Below are 18,046 nucleotides of genomic sequence, written 5' to 3'. Positions count from 1 at the left end.
GAAGCGAAACCAAGTTCTTGTCGGACTACGACGATGGTTTGCAGCCGGATGGCGACTGTTGCATCAGGGGATGATGACCGGCCCCGCCCATTGGTCGGACAAGGCGGTAAACGGACGAAATCGGGGCATCGCGCCCCCGCCCGCATCCCGTCAGGAACCCGGCGTTACGCCAGCTTCCATTCGTGGCGGAAGGCTTGCGGCGCTTCAGCCTGCGATTCATAGGTGATCAGTTCCCAGGCATCTTGCTGCGCGAGCAGCGCACGGGCCAACTGATTGTTCAGGCCGTGGCCCGACTTGCACGCCACGTAGCGGGCCACCAGGGGCTTGCCCAACAGATACAGGTCGCCGATGGCGTCCAGGATCTTGTGCTTCACGAATTCATCGTCATAGCGCAGCCCGTCGCTGTTCAGCACCCGGTATTCATCCATGACGATAGCGTTGTCCAGGCTGCCGCCACGGGCCAGGCCCATCGAGCGCAGCGCTTCCACTTCATTGACGAAACCGAACGTGCGCGCGCGGGCAATTTCACGCACGTACGAATGCGTGGCGAAATCGATCTCGGCAAAATTGGCGGTGGAATCAATGGCGGGGTGGCGGAAGTCGATCGAGAAGGCCAATGCGTAGCCTTCGTGCGGTTCCAGCCGTGCCCATTTTTCGTTGCGGCCTTCGCCTTCGCGCACTTCCACCGTCTTTTTGACGCGGATGAACTGCTTGGGCGCGTTCTGCTCGACGATGCCCGCCGAGCGCAACAGATAAACAAAGGTTGCCGCACTGCCGTCCATGATGGGGACTTCTTCGGCAGTGAGGTCGATATGCAGGTTGTCGATACCCAGGCCGGCCAAAGCCGACATCAGGTGCTCTACCGTGGATACGCGGACGTTGCCCTGTTGCAGGACGGACGCCATGCGCGTGTCGCCCACGCCGGTGGCCTGAGCAGGCAGGTCCACGACTTCGGGCAAATCAACACGGTGGAAAACAATGCCCGTATTGGGCTGTGCCGGACGCAGGGTGAGCTCTACCCGCCGTCCGGAGTGGACGCCGACGCCTGTCGTGCGGACGAGATTCTGAATGCTGCGCTGTCGGAACATGATGCTTGGGTATTAGAGCCAGGAAGCCGGCACGAAGAGTACAGATTGCCGGCGTAACTGACGTATTGTAACGCTGTCCGATCCTTGGCGCCATCAAGCAACCCGGATCGACCGATACTTCCGTCCCTTTATAGAACCGTGCAAGGGAAACACGGACCGCTCCGCCTCCGGCTCGCCCGCGGGGACAAGCGAGCCGGAGATGAGGGAGTTGCGATTCAGAGCCTGTAGTCGGCTCTTTCGTTTAATCCGCCTGCTTGCGCAGGAATGCCGGGATGTCGAAATGATCCATGCCCGAGCTTTCCAACGCACGCACCTGGGCCGACGCCTGGCTGCGCGGGTTGCGCATGACAGACGGCATATCCAGATTGCGGTAATCGCCACCTTGACCAGCCGGCATCGTGCCCATGGGCATGTTGTCGGTACCGGTACGCAGCACTTCAGCCGTGCTTTGCACCAGTTGCGGACGCGCTTGCGCACGGCCCAGGCCGGTTGCAACCACGGTCACGCGCAGGTTTTCACCCATGGATTCGTCGTAGGCCGTACCGAAGATCACGGTCGCGTCGTCCGAAGCGTAGCTGCGGATCGTTTCCATGATTTCGCGCGTTTCGCGCATCTTCAGCGAGCGGCTGGCGGTGATGTTGACCAGCACGCCACGCGCGCCGTTCAAGTCCACGCCTTCCAACAACGGGCATGCAATGGCGTGCTCGGCGGCGACGCGTGCGCGGTCCGCGCCCGATGCCGATGCCGTGCCCATCATGGCCTGGCCCTGCTCACCCATGATCGTCTTGACGTCTTCGAAGTCGACGTTGACGTTACCTTCGACGTTGATGATTTCGGCGATGCCCGCGCAAGCGTTGTGCAGGATATCGTCGGCCGAACGGAAGCAGTCTTCCTGCGTCGCGTCCTCGTCCATCAGTTCATAGAGGTTCTCGTTGAGGACCACGATGAGCGAATGCACGTGCTTGGCCAGTTCGGCAATGCCGTCCTCGGCCATCTTCAGGCGCTTGTTGCCTTCAAACGTGAAAGGCTTGGTGACCACGCCAACGGTCAGGATGCCCAGTTCCTTTGCCACTTCGGCCACGACCGGACCCGCGCCGGTGCCGGTGCCACCGCCCATGCCGGCGGTGATGAAGACCATGTGAGCGCCGTTCAGCGCAGCACGGATCTCCTCGCGCGCGGTTTCAGCCGACGCACGTCCTTGCTCGGGCTTGGCGCCCGCGCCCAGGCCGGTACGGCCCAAGCGAATCTGCACCGGGGCATTGGTTGCCGCCAGCGCTTGCGCATCGGTGTTGGCGCAGATGAAATCCACGCCGTGCACGCCGCTGCGAATCATGTGCGCGACGGCATTGCCGCCCGCACCGCCCACACCAACGACCTTGATTACGGTCCCTTTGGTGTTGTTCTCAAGCATCTCAAAGTTCATCATGATGACTCCCTCACAAGTCCGATTTTGCAAATCACAAAAATTCCCCAACAACCTATATTTTGTGAATCGCCTCAAAGCCGATGCCGACTGCTATGGTCCGCGACGGGTTTGAGACGCCTCCCCTTTCTGGTCCGCCCCGCGATACTGCCGCGACGCGTTCCAAGGAGCAGGCCCCAACCTGCCCCTTCCTCTTTAATTCATGAACCATTCCTTCATGCGCGCTAGCAGGCTTTTGAAATTGCCTGTCTGAGCGGCGACCTTGCGACCTCGCACACGCTGCATCCGTGCTTCCTGCAACAAACCCATGACCGTCGAGAAGCGCGGGTTGCGCATCACGTCGGCCAAGCTTCCTTCGTATTCGGGTACCGCCACACGCACCGGCTTGAGGAACACGTCCTCGGCCAGTTCGATCATGCCGGGCAACTGCGCCGACCCACCGGTCAGGACAACGCCCGAAGCCAGCAGATCTTCGTAGCCGGAATCGCGCACCACCTGCTGCACCAGCGTGAACAGTTCTTCGACGCGCGGCTCGATCACGGCGCCCAATGCCTGGCGCTTGACCTGGCGCGGGCCGCGATCGCCCAGGCCGGGCACTTCGACGGATTCGTCCGGGCTGGCCAGCACCTGCTTGGCCACGCCGTAGCGCAGCTTGATCTCTTCGGCGTCCGGCGTCGGCGTGCGCAGCATGGCCGCGATGTCGTTGGTGATCTGGTCGCCGGCAATCGGCAACACCGCGGTGTGGCGAATGGCGCCGCCGGTGAAGATGGCGACATCGGTGGTGCCGCCGCCGATGTCCACCAGCACGACGCCCAGTTCTTTTTCGTCGGCCGTCAGCACGGCCAGGCTCGAGGCCAGCGGTTGCAGGATCAGGTCCTGCACTTCCAGGCCGCAGCGGCGCACGCACTTGACGATGTTCTGCGCGGCGCTGACCGCGCCCGTCACGATGTGCACGCGCACTTCCAGGCGCAGGCCGCTCATGCCGATGGGCTCGCGGATGTCTTCCTGGCCATCAACGATGAACTCCTGGGTCAGCACATGCAGCACTTGCTGGTCGGTGGGGATGTTCACCGCCTTGGCGGTCTCGATGACGCGGGCAACGTCGGTGGCGGTGACTTCTTTGTCCTTCACAGCGACCATGCCGCTGGAATTGAAGCTGCGGATATGGCTGCCGGCAATGCCGGTGTAGACGTCGCGAATCTTGCAATCTGCCATCAGCTCGGCTTCTTCAAGCGCGCGCTGAATGGAATTCACAGTGGTCTCGATGTTGACGACCACGCCCTTGCGCATGCCGCGCGATTCGTGCTGGCCAAGGCCGAGCACTTCGAATCGCCCTTCGGGCAAAATTTCAGCCACCACAGCCACCACCTTGCTGGTGCCGATATCGAGGGCGACGATAAGGTCCTTGATGTCACGGGTCATGGCGTTAGCGTTTCTTGGGAGGTTTCGGTGTGGATTTGGATTTGGTTTCCGACGCGGGCAACGGAGCCAGCGCCAGGGCGAAACCATTCGGATAGCGCAGGTCGGCCTGCGTGATGGTGCGCCCTTCCAGGCGCCCCGACACGACGGGCCACGCCTGCACAAAGCGTTGAATACGAGCCGCGAACGGCAAGGCGCCGGGCAGGCCATGCGGGTCCGGCGCGTCGGCGCCCGGGTCGCGGCCCAGGTCCAGCAGCATGCCGTTGGACAGCACCACCCGCCAGGCATAGCGCGGGCTCAGCTCCAACTGTTTGACATGCATGTCCAGCGGCGCGAACCACCGCGCCAATTCGGCGTAGCGCTGCACCACCAGCGATTCCGTGCCCTCGGGGCCCGAGAACTGCGGCAGCACGGTTTCGTCGTCCACCTCGCCCGTGTTGGCCGTGAACGCTTCGCCCCAGGTGTTGATCATCTGGTTTTCGTTCCACAGCGCCAAGGGCTGCTGTTCCTCGATCCGCACGCGCAGCACGTTGGGCCAGATGCGGCGCACGGTGGCATGGCGTACCCACGGCACGGATTCGAAGATCTCGCGCGCGTCGTCCAGGTCCACCGTGAAGAAGTTGCCCTTGAAGCGACCCGCGATGGCCGAGCGCACCGCTTGCGGCGACACGTAGTGCAATTCGGTGTCCGGCATCGATTCCAGCTCGATGGCCGTCAGCGTGAAGAACGGGCGTTGCGCTACCCAGACCACGCCCGCGATCAGCATGGCGCAAACCGCCAGCACGGCTAGCGTGTTGGCGATCAGGTTGGTAGTGCGAGCGTCGTTCCACACGGATTATCCAGGTCAAGCGTTACGCGGGGCGCTGTGCACTTTGCACGAGGCCTCGGACAAAATCGCCACGCAGAGTTCGGCGTAGCTGATCCCTACGGCCTTCGCGGCCATCGGCACCAAAGAATGGCTGGTCATGCCAGGCGAGGTATTCATTTCAAGCAGCCACGGCCGGTTGTCGCGGTCGAGGATGAAGTCGGCGCGGCCCCAGCCTTCGCAGCCCAGCGCCTGATAGGCCTTAACGGCAATTGCGGCGACTTCTTCAGCCACGCCGTCCGGCAGCGTTGCCGGGCAGAAGTACTGCGTGTCGTCCGAGAAATACTTGTGTTCGTAGTCGTAGTTGCCACCGGGTGCGGCGATCTCGATGACGGGCAGCGCGCGCGCGCCCTTGCCCGAACCAAGCACTGCCACCGTCAGCTCGCGGCCGGTGATGAATTGTTCGGCCAGCACCTCGCTGTCAAAACGCGCGGCGGCGGCATAGGCTTCTTTCATGTCGGAATAGCCCACGACCTTGGTGATGCCCACGGTCGACCCTTCATGCGGCGGCTTGACGATCAGCGGCAGGCTCAGACGGTCCGGCACCAGGCGAAGTTCCGTGTCGGCGTCCAACACTTCGAATTCGGGCGTGGGCAGGCCGTTTTGCAGCCACACGCGCTTGGTCATGGTCTTGTCCATGGCCAGGGCGGATGCCATCGGGCCGCTGCCCGTGTACGGAATGCCCAGCAATTCCAGCGCGCCCTGGATCGTGCCGTCTTCGCCGTAGCGGCCATGCAGCGCGATGAAGACACGGTCAAAACCTTCGGCGGCCAGCTCAGCCAGGCTGCGCTCGCCCGTGTCGAACAGGTGCGCGTCCACGCCGGCGCTGGCCAGCGCCTGCTGCACGCCCTTGCCAGACATCAGCGACACGTCGCGTTCAGCGGAGCGTCCGCCGTACAACACACCCACTTTGCCGAATTGCGCGCTCATGCCAGTTCTCCTACTTGGGCGGGGACCTTGCTGATCGAACCCGCTCCCATCACGATCACGACGTCGCCGTTGCGCACGAAGTCGACCACAGCCTGCGGCAGTTCAGCCACGTCTTCGACGAACACTGGCTCGACCTTGCCCGCCACCCGCAACGCGCGCGACAGCGCACGGCCGTCGGCGGCCACCAGCGGCGGCTCGCCGGCGGCGTAGACCTCGGTCAGCAACACGGCGTCGGCCGTGCCCAGCACCCGTACAAAATCTTCAAAGCAATCCCGCGTACGCGTGTAGCGGTGCGGCTGAAAGGCCAGCACGATGCGGCGATCGGGCCAGGCGCCGCGCGCGGCGGCCAGCGTGGCGGCCATTTCCACGGGGTGATGGCCGTAGTCATCAATCACCGTGAAGGTGCCGCCGCCATGGCTGGCCGGCACCGGAAATTCGCCCGTCTGGGTGAAACGGCGGCCCACGCCCTTGAAGGCGGCCAGCGAATCGCGGATGGCGTCATCGGACACGCCCAGCTCGGTTGCGACGGCAATCGCGGCCAGCGCGTTGCGCACGTTATGCAGGCCTGGCAGGTTCAGTTCCACCTGCAACGGCGGCAGCAGCGTGTCGCGATGCGTGCGCTGCACGTTAAAGCGCATGCGCGTGCCGGACGGCTGCACTTCATAAGCGCGCACCTGCGCGTCTTCGTTCAAGCCGTAGGTGGTGATCGGGCGCGACACGAAGGGCATGATCTCGCGCACATTGGCGTCATCCGAGCACAGCACGGCGCTGCCGTAGAACGGCAGTCGCTGCGTGAATTCGATGAACGCGCTTTTCAGGCGCGCCACATCGTGCCCATAGGTGTCCATGTGGTCGGCGTCGATGTTGGTCACGATGGCCATCACCGGCAGCAGATTCAGGAACGACGCGTCGGACTCATCCGCTTCGACAACGATGTAGTCGCCCTGCCCCAACCGCGCGTTGGCGCCGGCCGAATTCAAGCGGCCACCGATCACGAAGGTGGGGTCCAGGTCGCCGGCGGCAAGCACGCTGGCGACCAGGCTGGTGGTGGTGGTCTTGCCATGCGTGCCCGCCACGGCGATGCCGCGCTTCAGGCGCATCAGCTCGGCCAGCATGATGGCGCGCGGCACCACCGGGATACGCGCAGCGCGCGCAGCGATGACCTCGGGGTTGTCGCCCGCCACCGCGGTGGACGTGACGATGGCGGCCGCGCCAGTGACGTTGCTGGCCACATGGCCGATGGCGATCTTCACGCCCAGACCGGCCAGACGGCGCGTGACCGCCGATTCGTTCAGGTCGGAACCGCTGATCGTGTAGCCCAGGTTGAGCAGGACCTCGGCAATGCCGCTCATGCCCGAGCCGCCGATGCCCACGAAATGGATATGTTGAATTCTGTGTTTCATGATGAACGCCCCGCTGCTTGTTCGCAGACATCGGCGATATGGGCCGCGGCTTCCGGCTGCGCATGCGCGCGCGCACGGCCTGCGACGGCCTGGAGTTCTTGTCGGGAACGCTGGGCCAGCCAGTCCGCCAGCCACTCGGGCGTCAGGGCGGATTGTGGCTGTAGCCAAGCGGCCTCTGCATCGCTCAAAAAGCGCGCATTGGCGGTCTGGTGGTCATCGATGGCATGCGGCAGTGGCACGAACAGGGCGGCGACGCCCGCGGCAGCCACTTCGGACACCGTCATGGCGCCCGCGCGGCAGATCAGCAGGTCGGCATCGCCCATGGCGCCCGCCATGTCTTCGATGAACGCGCGGCAGTCGGCCTGCACGCCCGCCTGGGCGTAGGCTTGTTGCAGCGCGGGTAAATGTTGTTCGCCGGCCTGATGGACAACGACCGGGCGGCGCTCTTGCGGCAAGCGCGCCAGCGCCTGCGGCACGGCAATGTTCAGCGCCTGCGCGCCCAGGCTTCCGCCCACCACAAGCAGGCGCAGCCGACCGGAGCGGCTGGCGTAACGCACGGCCGGGTCGGGCAATGCGCACAGGTCGGCGCGCACCGGGTTGCCCATCGCCTCGCCCTTGGGCAGCACGCCCGGGAACCCGCTGAGCACGCGGCGCGACATCTTTGCCAGGCACTTGTTCGCGGTGCCGGCAACGGCATTCTGTTCGTGCACCACCAGCGGCGTGCCGCGCAGGGCCGCGATCACGCCCCCGGGGAACGCCACGTAGCCGCCCATGCCCAGCACCACGTCGGGACGCACGTCCGCCAGACGCGACCAGGCTTGCGCAAAGGCGCGCAGCAGCAGGAACGGCAGTTTCAGCAGCGCGGACGCGCCCTTGCCACGCACGCCTTGAAAGCGCAGCGGCACCAGTTCAATACCGCGCGGCGGCACGAGCTTGCCTTCCATCTTGTCGGGGTTGCCCAACCACATCACGCGCCAGCCACGCGCGCGCAGCACATCAGCCACGGCCAGGCCGGGCATGATGTGGCCGCCGGTGCCGCCGGCCATGATCAGGATGGTGCGCGCGGCGGTCATACCCGTCCCCCACGCATCATCACGCGATTTTCCACGTCGACCCGGATCAGCATGGCCAGTGCGCACAGATTCATCACCACGCCCGAACCGCCGTAGCTCATCAGCGGCAAGGTCAGGCCCTTGGTGGGCAGCAAGCCCAGGCACACGCCCATGTTGATGAAGGACTGCACGCCGAACCACATCGCCACGCCATGCGCCACCAGACCCGCGAACGTGCGTTCCATGGCGATGGCCTGGCGTCCGATATCGAAACCGCGGTAGACGATGATGGCGAACAGCGTGATCACCAGCATGACGCCGGCAAAGCCCAGCTCTTCGCCCACTACCGCCATCAGGAAGTCGGTGTGCGCTTCGGGCAGGTAATGCAGTTTTTCAACACTGGCGCCCAGACCCACGCCCAGCCATTCGCCACGGCCCAGGGCAATCAACGAGTGCGACAGCTGATAGGCGCTGCCGTAGGCGTTGTCTTCGTTCCAGGGGTCCAGGTACGCGAACAAACGCGCACGGCGCCACGGCGACAGCCAGATCAACATCAGGAAGGTGCTGACCAGCACGCCCAACAGGCTGCTGAAGTACTTGCCGTTGATGCCGCCCAAAAACAGGATGCCGATGGCAATGGCCACGATCACCATGAAGGCGCCCAGGTCGGGCTCAAGCAGCAGCAGCATGCCCACGCCCGCCAGCGCAAACGCCATCGGCAGAAAGCCGCGCGCAAACGCCTGCATGTGTTCCTGCTTGCGCACCGTGTAGTCGGCGGCGTAAAGCAGGGCCGCCAGCTTCATCAATTCAGACGGCTGGAAATTCAGCGGACCCAGCGGGATCCAGCGGTGCGCGCCGTTGACTTCGCGGCCGATGCCGGGGATCAGCACTGCTACCAGCAGCACCATCGCCACCACGAACAGCGGCACCGCCATGCGCTGCCAGACCCGAATCGGGATGGCCAGAACGACCGCGCCCGCAACCAGGCCGGCGCTGACGAACAGGCCATGGCGGATCACGAAGTAGTAGCGGCCATAGGACGCATAGCGCGGGCCATCGGCCAGCGCGATCGACGCCGAATACACCATCAGCAAGCCCAGCAGCAACAAGGTCGACGCCGCGATGACCAGCGGCAGATCGAAGTTGCGCATCTTGGTACGGCCGGGCCGTACGGCATTGACGCTGGCGGTGAGATCGGCGATCAGGCTCATGCCACTTCTCCGCGATCGCGGGCCAGGTCTTCGACCTCTTCCATGAACACTTGCCCACGGTGCGGATAATTGCGGAACATGTCCAGGCTGGCGCAAGCGGGCGACAGCAACACGGCGTCGCCCGGCTGCGCCAATTCAGCCGCGCCGCGCACGGCGGCATGCAGCGAATCAACAGTGATGCAGTTGACACCGGTGGGCGCCAGCACACGGCCGATCTCGGGGCCGTCCACGCCGATCAGCATGACGGCGCGCGCATGGCGCGACACCACGGGAATCAGCGGAGAAAAGTCCTGGCCCTTGCCTTGCCCGCCGGCGATCAGCACGACTGGTTGGCCCAGGCCTTCCAGCGCGGCCACCGTGGCACCGACGTTGGTGCCCTTGCTGTCGTTGATGTAGTCCACACCGTCGATCTGACGCACGAAAGATGCGCGATGCGGTTCGCCCGCGTATTCGCGCAGGGTACGCAGCATGGCGCCCCAGCCCAGGTCCAGGCAGCGGGCCAGTTGCAAGGCGGCCAGCGCGTTCAAGGCGTTGTGGATGCCCCGAATGCGCAACGCATCCACGGGCATCAGGCGGCTTTTGCGGCCATTGGCACGCACGGGTTCGGGCGCGTCTTTCTTGCGGCGCGTGGGCGGTGCGGGTTCGTCGAAATCGCTGGGCTCGCAGGCAACCAGCCAAGCCACGCCCTGCCCGAGTTCAAGACCCATGTCGCCGACCAGCTCGGGCATGTCGCGGCCAAAGCTGCGCACGTTTAGCGCGTTCACGGTGGGCACCATGGCCACGGTAAGCGGGTCATCACGGTTGACGATGGCGATACGCGCCATCTTCAGAATGCGGGCCTTGGCAGCGGCGTAGGATTCCATGCCGCCATGCCAGTCCAGGTGGTCTTGCGTTACGTTCAGCACGACGGCGGCGTCGGCCATCAGCGAGCGCGTCGTTTCCAGTTGGAAGCTGGACAGCTCCAGCACCCACACCTGCGGCAGCGCATCGTTGTCCAGCGCGTCCATCAGCGCGGTCAGCGCGGCCGGACTGATGTTTCCGGCGGCCACCACCGACAGGCCGCTGGCGTCGATCAAGTCGCGCGTCAGAGCAGTAACGGTGGTCTTGCCGTTGGTGCCGGTTACGGTCAACAGGCGCGGACGGTATTCGCGCGTTTCGGCCAGATCGGCCAACGCGCGGGCAAAGAGTTCGATTTCACCAACCACCTCGATGCCGCGGGCCTCGGCCTCGCGCAGCAGATCGGCGGCGGGTACTTGCGTGGGCGCCAGGCCGGGGCTGAGGACGATTTGCGTCACGCCATCCAGCAGCGCCGGATCAAACGACGCATCGCATCCCAGCTGGTACTGCACATCACTTTGCGCCAGCGCCTCTTGCAGCGCGGCAAGGCCACCCGGTTCAGCGCGCGTGTCGGCCACACGCAAGCGGGCGCCCAGGCGGGCGCACCAGCGTGCGGCGGCGACACCCGTCTCGCCCAATCCGAGGATCAGGACAAGCGGCGCGTCAGCGCGGGAGGTTTCCATCGTATTCATCGCAACTTCAGGGTTGAGAGGCCAATCAGCACCAGCATCATGCTGATGATCCAGAAACGCACGACCACCTGGGTTTCTTTCCAGCCGCCCACTTCAAAGTGATGATGCAGCGGGGCCATGCGGAATATGCGTCGACCTGTTCCATAACGTCGCTTGGTGTACTTGAACCACGTCACCTGGATCATCACCGAGAGCGTTTCCACCACGAACACGCCGCCCATGATGAACAGCACGATTTCCTGGCGCACGATGACCGCGATGGTGCCCAGCGCGCCGCCCAGGGCAAGCGCGCCGACGTCGCCCATGAAGACCTGGGCCGGATACGCGTTGAACCATAAAAAGGCGAGTCCCGCGCCCCCTATCGCCGCGCACAGCACCATGAGTTCGGACGCACCGGGTATGTAGGGGAACAGCAGGTATTTGGAATAGTCGACGCGCCCGACCACGTAGGCGAAGATGCCCAGCGCGCTGCCCACCATCACGGTGGGCATGATGGCCAGGCCATCCAGGCCGTCAGTCAGGTTCACGGCATTGCTGGTGCCGACAATCACGGCCCAGGTCAGCGCCACGAACCCCAGCACGCCCAGCGGATAGCTGACGGACTTGAAGAACGGCACGATCAAGTCGGCACGCGTGGGCAGCGACATCGTGAAGCCGCTACCCACCCAGGCCTTGAACAAGGGCCACAGGTCGGTGTTGGCGGGCGCCGACACGGCAAACGCCAGGTACACCGCGGCCACCATGCCGATGGTGGCCTGCCAGAAGAATTTTTGGCGCGCGGGCATGCCTTCGGGATCGCGATAGACAACCTTGCGGTAGTCGTCCATCCAGCCGATCCAGCCGAAGCCGAACGTGACAAGCAGCACCACCCACACGAAGCGGTTGGTCCAGTCGGCCCACAGCAAGGTGCTGATGGCGATGGAAATCAGGATCAGCACGCCGCCCATCGTGGGGGTGCCGGTCTTGACCAGATGCGTTTCCGGGCCATAGGCGCGCACGGCCTGGCCGATCTTCATTTCGGTCAACTTGCGAATCACACGCGGACCGGCCACCAGGCCGATCAGCAACGCCGTCGCGCACGCCAGCACGGCGCGCAACGTGATGTATTCGAACACGCCCAGGGCGCGCACATCATCGGAAAGCAGACGGGCTAGCTCAAGCAGCATGCTGCTCTCCCTGCGCCTTGGCCGTCTGTTCGTCGTTCGTGGAAAAAGCCTTCACTACCCGCTCCATGCGCATAAAGCGCGATCCCTTTATCAATACGCTGGACGGGCGCAAGCCGCGCAAGGCGGCCACCACTTCGTCTACCGATGTGCACGCTTGCGCGCCGGGTCCGTATGCGGCCGCGGCCGCCCGGCTGGCATCGCCCAGCGTGATCAACGCGTCAAGCCCTTGCTCGCGCGCATAGTGGCCCGCCTCGGCGTGCAAGGCGGGGCCGTTGTCCCCGATTTCACCCATGTCGCCCAACACCAGGACACGCGTGCCGGCGATTCGCGCCAGCACGTCGATGGCCACGCGAACCGAATCGGGGTTGGCATTGTAGGTGTCATCGATCAGCAACGTTCCGTCGCTTAATTGTTTGTGCTGCATGCGGCCGGCCACCGGCGCAAAGCCCGCCAGCGCGCGCACGGCAACGTCCAGCGGCGCGCCTGCCGCGATGGCGCTGGCGATGGCGGCCAGCGCATTGCGCAGGTTGTGCAAGCCGGGCACGGGCAAGACCAGGTCCGCAACGCCCACCGGCGTCACAACGCGGCAACGGGTCGAGCCCACATCGGCAAGGATCTGCTCGGCGTAGACGTCCAGCCCGGGCTGCAAGCCGAAGCGCAACACGCGGCGCGGTTCGGCCAGCGCGTCCCAAATGGCGCAATAGGGTTCGTCGCCGGGATACACGGCAACGCCGTCATCCGGCAACGCAGCGATGGCAGCGCCGTTTTCGTGCGCCACCGCTTCCACGGTGTGCATGAATTCCTGGTGTTCGCGCTGTGCGTTGGTCACCAGCGCGACCGTGGGCGCGGCCATGTCGGCCAACTGTGCGATTTCGCCCGGGTGGTTCATGCCCAGTTCAAACACCGCGGCGCGATGCTCGGCGCGCAGGCGCAGCAGCGTCAGCGGCACGCCGATGTCGTTGTTCAAATTGCCGGCGGTGGCCAAACGGCCCGACTCGCCCTGCCATTCGGCCAACATCGCCGAGATCATTTCCTTGGTGGTCGTCTTGCCGTTGCTGCCGGTCACCGCCACCACGGGCAGCGTGAACTGCGCGCGCCACGCGGCACCGACGCGCATCAGCGCAATGCGAGTATCGCCCAGCACCAATTGCGGCAGCCGGGCGTCGGGCACCGCGTGCGCCACGACGGCCGCGCAGGCGCCGCGGCCTTCGGCCTGGTCCAGATAGTTATGCGCGTCGAAGTTCTCGCCGACCAGCGCCACGAACAACTCGCCCGAGCCGATGCGGCGGGTATCCGTGGACACGCCCTTGACCTGCGGCAGCAGCAGCGACAGGCGCGCCCACTCGCGGTCATCAAAGGGCAGTTTTTCGCCGCCGACGTCCTGGTACGTTTCATGGCCCTTGCCCGCCAGCAGCACGACATCGTCTGGCGAGGCGGACCAGATGGTCTGCATGATGGCGCGCGCGCGATCAACCTGGGCGTCGGCGTGCGCCGCGTCCGGGATGCCGGCCAGGATCTGGTCGACGATGGCTTGCGGGGATTCGGTGCGCGGATTGTCGCTGGACACCACAACGCGGTCAGCCAGCTGCGCGGCGATACGGCCCATTTCCGGGCGCTTGCCCGGATCGCGCTCGCCGCCGCAACCAAACAGGCAGATCAAGCGGCCGGACCGGGCGACGGCCACGGGGCGCAGCGCGGTCAATGCGCGCGACAAGGCATCCGGCGTGTGCGCGTAGTCCACCACCACCAGCGCGCCCCGGCCAGCGGAAGACTGGGGCGACACCGCTATCGGCTCCACGGTCTGCAAGCGCCCGTCAACCGGGTCCGTCGCGGCCAATTCGCGCGCGATCTGTGCAAACGGCAGGCCCAGCTTGTACAGCACGCCGGCCACCAACAGCAGGTTCGACACGTTGTGCGCGCCCAGCAGGCGCGTCACGATCTGGGCCTCGCCGTGCGGGGACACCAACGTAAAGATCTGGCCCTGCGATGTGGCCTGCAAATCCCGCGCGCGCATCGCAGCGGGGATGTCGGGCGAATCGCTCAGGCTGTAGCCCATCGTGGCCATGCCTTGCGGCAGGCTTGCCAGCAGGCGGCGACCGGCTTCGTCGTCGGCATTGACGACGGCGGCGGTCAAGCCAGGCCATTGGAACAAACGCGCCTTGGCGGCTTCGTAGCGTTCCATCGTGCCGTGATAGTCAAGATGGTCGCGCGTCAGGTTGGTGAAGGCGGCCAGCGCCACGCGCACACCGTCCAGGCGGCCTTGCTCGATACCAATTGACGACGCTTCCATGGCCACGGCCTGGGCGCCGGCATCGCGCATCGCGGCCAGCGTGCGGTGCACGGTCAGGACGTCGGGCGTGGTCAGGTCGCCGCCCAGCGTGCGGCCGTCCGGCAGCACGGCGCCCAAGGTACCGATGGTGCCGCAAGGCTTGTCGTTGCGGCTGAGCGCGTGCGCAATCCATTGCACCGACGAGGTCTTGCCGTTGGTGCCCGTCACGGCCACCACGGCCAGCGCGGCCGACGGGCGGCCGTACCAGGTGTCGGCCAATTCGCCCAGCAAGGCGCGCAGCCCCGTCACCGGCAGCATCGGCGTGCCCGACGCGGCGTTCTGAAGCGCTTCGGTGGCGGGCGCGTCGAACAAGACGGCGCTGGCGCCAAGCGCCAATGCCTTATCTATATAGAGACGTCCGTCGCTGGTCAGGCCCGGGCAGGCAACGAACACGTCGCCCGGCTCGATATCGCGCGAGTCCAGTTTCAGATGCGCCGTCAACGAGACGCGCGCATGCAACCACGCCACGGTTTCAGCAACCGTGGCGACAGGGGTAGAGAGGAAGCCATTGGCGCTCATCTGCCTGGCTCCTTGAGACCAGCAACAATCGTGGATTCGAAAGGCGCGTCGGGCCGCACCCCCATCAACCGGAGGCTTCCGCCCACGATGTGGGAGAACACCGGCGCGGCGATGGCGCCGCCGTAATAACCGCCAACCGTGGGCTCGTCGATGGACACGGCCACGACGATCTTCGGATCGGACACTGGCGCAAAACCCACGTACGAGCTGCGATAGCGCTGCATGCTGTATTTGCCGTCGACGATCTTGCGAGCGGTGCCGCTCTTGCCGGCCACGCGATAGCCCTGCACCTGGGCTGCCTTGGTGCCTTCGGGGCCGGCGGCGGCTTCGAGCATCGCGCGCACCATGGCGGTGGTCTTGGGCGTGTAGATCTTGACGCTGGTCGGGTCGCTGTCGCGCTTGACCAGCGTCAGCGACACCATGTCGCCGTTACGGGCGAAGACGGTGTAAGCGCGCGCCACTTGCAGCAGCGACACGGACAGGCCGTAGCCGTAGGCCATGGTGGCCTTTTCGATCAGGCGCCAACGGTCCCAGGGACGCAAACGGCCGGGCGCTGCGCCGGGGAATCCCACTTGAGGGGCCTGGCCCAAGCCTAATTCGGTGAAGCGGTCCCACATCTCGCGGGATTCCAGCTTCTCGGAAATCATGGTCATGCCGATGTTGCTGGACTTGCGCAACACCCCGGCAACGTCCAGCGTGCCGTTGCGGCTGACGTCGCTGATCGTGCTGCCTTGATAGGTGAAGCGGCCGTTGCCCGTTTCGAACAGGGTCGACGTCGTGATGCGGCCCAGGTCCAGCGCCAAGGCGGCCGTGAACGGCTTCATGATCGAACCGGGTTCGAACGTATCGGTAATGGCCTGGTTGCGCAGCTTGGAACCATGAAAGGTTTCACGCTTGTTCGGGTCAAACGTCGGCACGTTAGCCAACGCCAGGATTTCGCCGGTATGCACGTCCACGACCACGGCGGTAGCGCCCTTGGCCTGGTGCTTTTCCATGGCGTCCTTTAATTCCTTGAATACCAGGTACTGCAAGCGGGTATCGATCGACAGGCGCAGGTCGCGGCCATCAACGGGCAACGTCACGGCCTGCACGTCCTCGATAACGCGGCCCAGCCGGTCCTTGATGACGCGGCGGCTGCCTGGGCGGCCCTGCAATTGCTGGTTGAACGTGAGCTCAACCCCTTCCTGGCCCTGATCTTCAACGCTGTTGAAACCAACCACATGGGCCATGACGTCGCCGTCGGGATAGTAGCGGCGCGTTTCGGGCTGCTGATGAATGCCCGGCATGTTCAGCTGCTTGATCTTGTCGGCCACGTCCATTGCGACCTGGCGCTTCAAGTAGACGAAATTCTTGTCTTCGTCGACCAGGCGATGGCGCAGGTCGGCCACGGGCGTTTCCAGCAACTTGGCCAGCGCATCCATTTGCGCGGGCGTGCCTTGCTTGGCGTCTTCCGGGATTGCCCAGATGGCGCGCGCCGGCACACTGGAGGCCAGCACCGCGCCGTTGCGGTCCATGATCTTGCCGCGCGTGGCGGCCAGCGTCAGCGTGCGTTCGTAGCGGCGTTCGCCCTGCTGCTGCAGGAACTCCGTCGACAAACCCTGCAAGAACAAGGCGCGCCCGGCCAGCACCGTGAAACCGCCAAACAGCAGTATCAGCACCAGGCGCGCGCGCCACGTGGGCAGTTGCCCGCGCAATACAGGGTTATCGAAGAAGGGAACGCGTTTCATTGCGCGCCTCCGGTGGCAGCGCCGGACGCCTGATTTACATACAGCGTACGGTCCGGGACGATGGAGATCATCTTCAGGGCGTCGCGTGCAATGGCGTCCACCCGCGCATTGCGGGCGAGCTCGGCGCGCTCAAGCTGCAAGCGGCGCCAGTTGGTTTCCAGGTCGCGCGCCTGCGCCTGATCGCGTCCCAGCTCAACAAAAAGCTGGCGCGACTGATACCGGCTGGTGACCAGGGAAATGGCCGACAGCATCAGTAGCGCCGCAACGATCAGGTTGACACGACCCATCAGCGCCGCCCCCCTTTGCCACCGCGGCGAGGCGGCGGAGCCAGCTCGCTGCCAGGCAAGGAGCCGATCTTCACAAACGCAAAACCGCCCTCGGGGGGCAGCGGTGTTTCGGTGCGTTCGGCAACCCGCAAGACGGCAGAGCGGGCGCGGGCATTGCCGGAGACTTCGTCGTCTTCGGCCTGGACCCTTCCCAGTGAACGGAGGATAGGCTGGGGCATCTCGCTTTCGCGCAGCGGCAGGCGTGCATGCGCGGCGGCCGGCCGAGCCGCCGCCACGATGCACTGCTTGACCATGCGGTCTTCAAGCGAATGAAAGCTGATCACCGCCAACCTCCCTCCCGGGGCGAGCAGGTCTAGAGCTGCCGCGAGGGTGCGCGCGAGCTCTTCGAGTTCCCGATTGATGTAAATCCGTAAAGCTTGAAAGGTGCGTGTGGCCGGATGCTGCCCCTTTTCGCGCGTGCGGACGGCGCTGGCGACGCACTCGGCAAGCTCGAGCGTGGTGCACAGCGGCCTTGTTGCGCGGCGAGCAGCAATCGCCTTTGCAACCTGAAAAGCAAACCGTTCTTCGCCATAATCCGCTATGACCTCCCGCATCTCATCCACACTGGCTTGCGCCAGCCATTCCGCCACCGTGGGACCACGAGTGGTGTCCATCCGCATATCGAGCGGGCCGTCTCGCATGAACGAGAAGCCGCGCTCGGCGTCATCGATCTGAGGCGACGACACGCCCAGATCCAGCATCACGCCATCGACCTTGTCGATGCCGAGCTGCTGCAATTCTTCTGCCATGGTGGCAAAGCCGCCATGTACTACCGTGACCCGCGGGTCCGCAGCCGCCAACGCATTGGCTACCGCGATCGCCTCGGGGTCCTTGTCGAACACCACCAACCGCGCGGACTTGCCCAAGCGCCCAAGCAGTTCGCGACTGTGCCCGCCGCGGCCGAAAGTGCCGTCGACAAACACGCCGCATTCCGCCCGCGTAGCCGTATCCGGCTCGGCCTGGGAGTGCGACCGTGTCGCGCCTTTGCCGCCAAAGTCTGGCAGCAGTAGTGCGTCCACCGTCGGCTCCAGCAGAACGGGCCGATGTTCGAATTCCATA

At 65.0% G+C, this 18,046-nt stretch carries 14 protein-coding genes; all 14 read right to left on the bottom strand.

Annotation, left to right across the window (positions count from 1 at the left end; genetic code table 11):
- Positions 1-164: 164 nt before the first annotated feature.
- Entirely contained in the window at positions 165-1,088 is a 924-nt protein-coding gene (lpxC, locus tag KYT87_RS03455; RefSeq protein ID WP_046804311.1) for a UDP-3-O-acyl-N-acetylglucosamine deacetylase, read from the bottom strand.
- A gap of 241 nt (positions 1,089-1,329) precedes the next feature.
- Entirely contained in the window at positions 1,330-2,514 is a 1,185-nt protein-coding gene (ftsZ, locus tag KYT87_RS03450) for a cell division protein FtsZ (RefSeq protein WP_046804312.1), read from the bottom strand.
- Positions 2,515-2,706: 192 nt separating this feature from the next.
- Entirely contained in the window at positions 2,707-3,933 is a 1,227-nt protein-coding gene (ftsA, locus tag KYT87_RS03445; RefSeq protein ID WP_006217473.1) for a cell division protein FtsA, read from the bottom strand.
- Positions 3,934-3,937: 4 nt separating this feature from the next.
- Positions 3,938-4,762: a cell division protein FtsQ/DivIB gene (locus tag KYT87_RS03440; protein WP_046804314.1), complete on the bottom strand. Its 825-nt coding sequence runs from the start codon at positions 4,760-4,762 to the stop codon at positions 3,938-3,940.
- 12 nt (positions 4,763-4,774) lie between these two features.
- The gene (locus KYT87_RS03435) at positions 4,775-5,725 is read right to left on the bottom strand and encodes a D-alanine--D-alanine ligase (protein WP_219991697.1); all 951 of its coding nucleotides are present in this window, start codon (positions 5,723-5,725) and stop codon (positions 4,775-4,777) included.
- On the bottom strand, positions 5,722-7,128 hold the full coding sequence (murC, locus tag KYT87_RS03430; RefSeq protein ID WP_046804316.1) for a UDP-N-acetylmuramate--L-alanine ligase: 1,407 nt from the start codon (positions 7,126-7,128) through the stop codon (positions 5,722-5,724). The genes KYT87_RS03435 and murC overlap by 4 nt, the downstream gene beginning before the upstream one ends.
- Positions 7,125-8,201: an undecaprenyldiphospho-muramoylpentapeptide beta-N-acetylglucosaminyltransferase gene (gene murG / locus KYT87_RS03425; RefSeq protein WP_219991696.1), complete on the bottom strand. Its 1,077-nt coding sequence runs from the start codon at positions 8,199-8,201 to the stop codon at positions 7,125-7,127. Before murG ends, murC begins: the two co-directional genes overlap by 4 nt.
- Positions 8,198-9,391 (bottom strand): putative lipid II flippase FtsW, encoded by a 1,194-nt coding sequence (ftsW, locus tag KYT87_RS03420; RefSeq protein ID WP_046804318.1) that lies wholly within the window; start codon positions 9,389-9,391, stop codon positions 8,198-8,200. Before ftsW ends, murG begins: the two co-directional genes overlap by 4 nt.
- The gene (gene murD / locus KYT87_RS03415; protein ID WP_219991695.1) at positions 9,388-10,920 is read right to left on the bottom strand and encodes a UDP-N-acetylmuramoyl-L-alanine--D-glutamate ligase; all 1,533 of its coding nucleotides are present in this window, start codon (positions 10,918-10,920) and stop codon (positions 9,388-9,390) included. The genes ftsW and murD overlap by 4 nt, the downstream gene beginning before the upstream one ends.
- The gene (gene mraY / locus KYT87_RS03410; protein WP_046804320.1) at positions 10,917-12,086 is read right to left on the bottom strand and encodes a phospho-N-acetylmuramoyl-pentapeptide-transferase; all 1,170 of its coding nucleotides are present in this window, start codon (positions 12,084-12,086) and stop codon (positions 10,917-10,919) included. The genes murD and mraY overlap by 4 nt, the downstream gene beginning before the upstream one ends.
- Complete coding sequence (gene murF / locus KYT87_RS03405) at positions 12,076-14,934, bottom strand: bifunctional UDP-N-acetylmuramoyl-L-alanyl-D-glutamate--2,6-diaminopimelate ligase MurE/UDP-N-acetylmuramoyl-tripeptide--D-alanyl-D-alanine ligase MurF (RefSeq protein ID WP_219991694.1); 2,859 nt, start codon at positions 14,932-14,934, stop codon at positions 12,076-12,078. Before murF ends, mraY begins: the two co-directional genes overlap by 11 nt.
- Positions 14,931-16,661, bottom strand: coding sequence for a penicillin-binding protein 2 (locus KYT87_RS03400; protein ID WP_046804322.1), 1,731 nt, complete (start codon positions 16,659-16,661; stop codon positions 14,931-14,933). The genes murF and KYT87_RS03400 overlap by 4 nt, the downstream gene beginning before the upstream one ends.
- Entirely contained in the window at positions 16,658-16,948 is a 291-nt protein-coding gene (gene ftsL / locus KYT87_RS03395) for a cell division protein FtsL (protein WP_219991693.1), read from the bottom strand. The genes KYT87_RS03400 and ftsL overlap by 4 nt, the downstream gene beginning before the upstream one ends.
- On the bottom strand, positions 16,948-18,045 hold the full coding sequence (rsmH, locus tag KYT87_RS03390) for a 16S rRNA (cytosine(1402)-N(4))-methyltransferase RsmH (protein ID WP_219991692.1): 1,098 nt from the start codon (positions 18,043-18,045) through the stop codon (positions 16,948-16,950). Before rsmH ends, ftsL begins: the two co-directional genes overlap by 1 nt.
- Position 18,046 lies beyond the last annotated feature (1 nt).

Source organism: Achromobacter sp. ES-001, from assembly GCF_019448355.1.
Lineage (GTDB): Bacteria > Pseudomonadota > Gammaproteobacteria > Burkholderiales > Burkholderiaceae_B > Achromobacter > Achromobacter spanius_B.
Note: the sequence above shows the minus strand (reverse complement) of the source record. Positions and strands in the feature narration are given on the sequence as shown.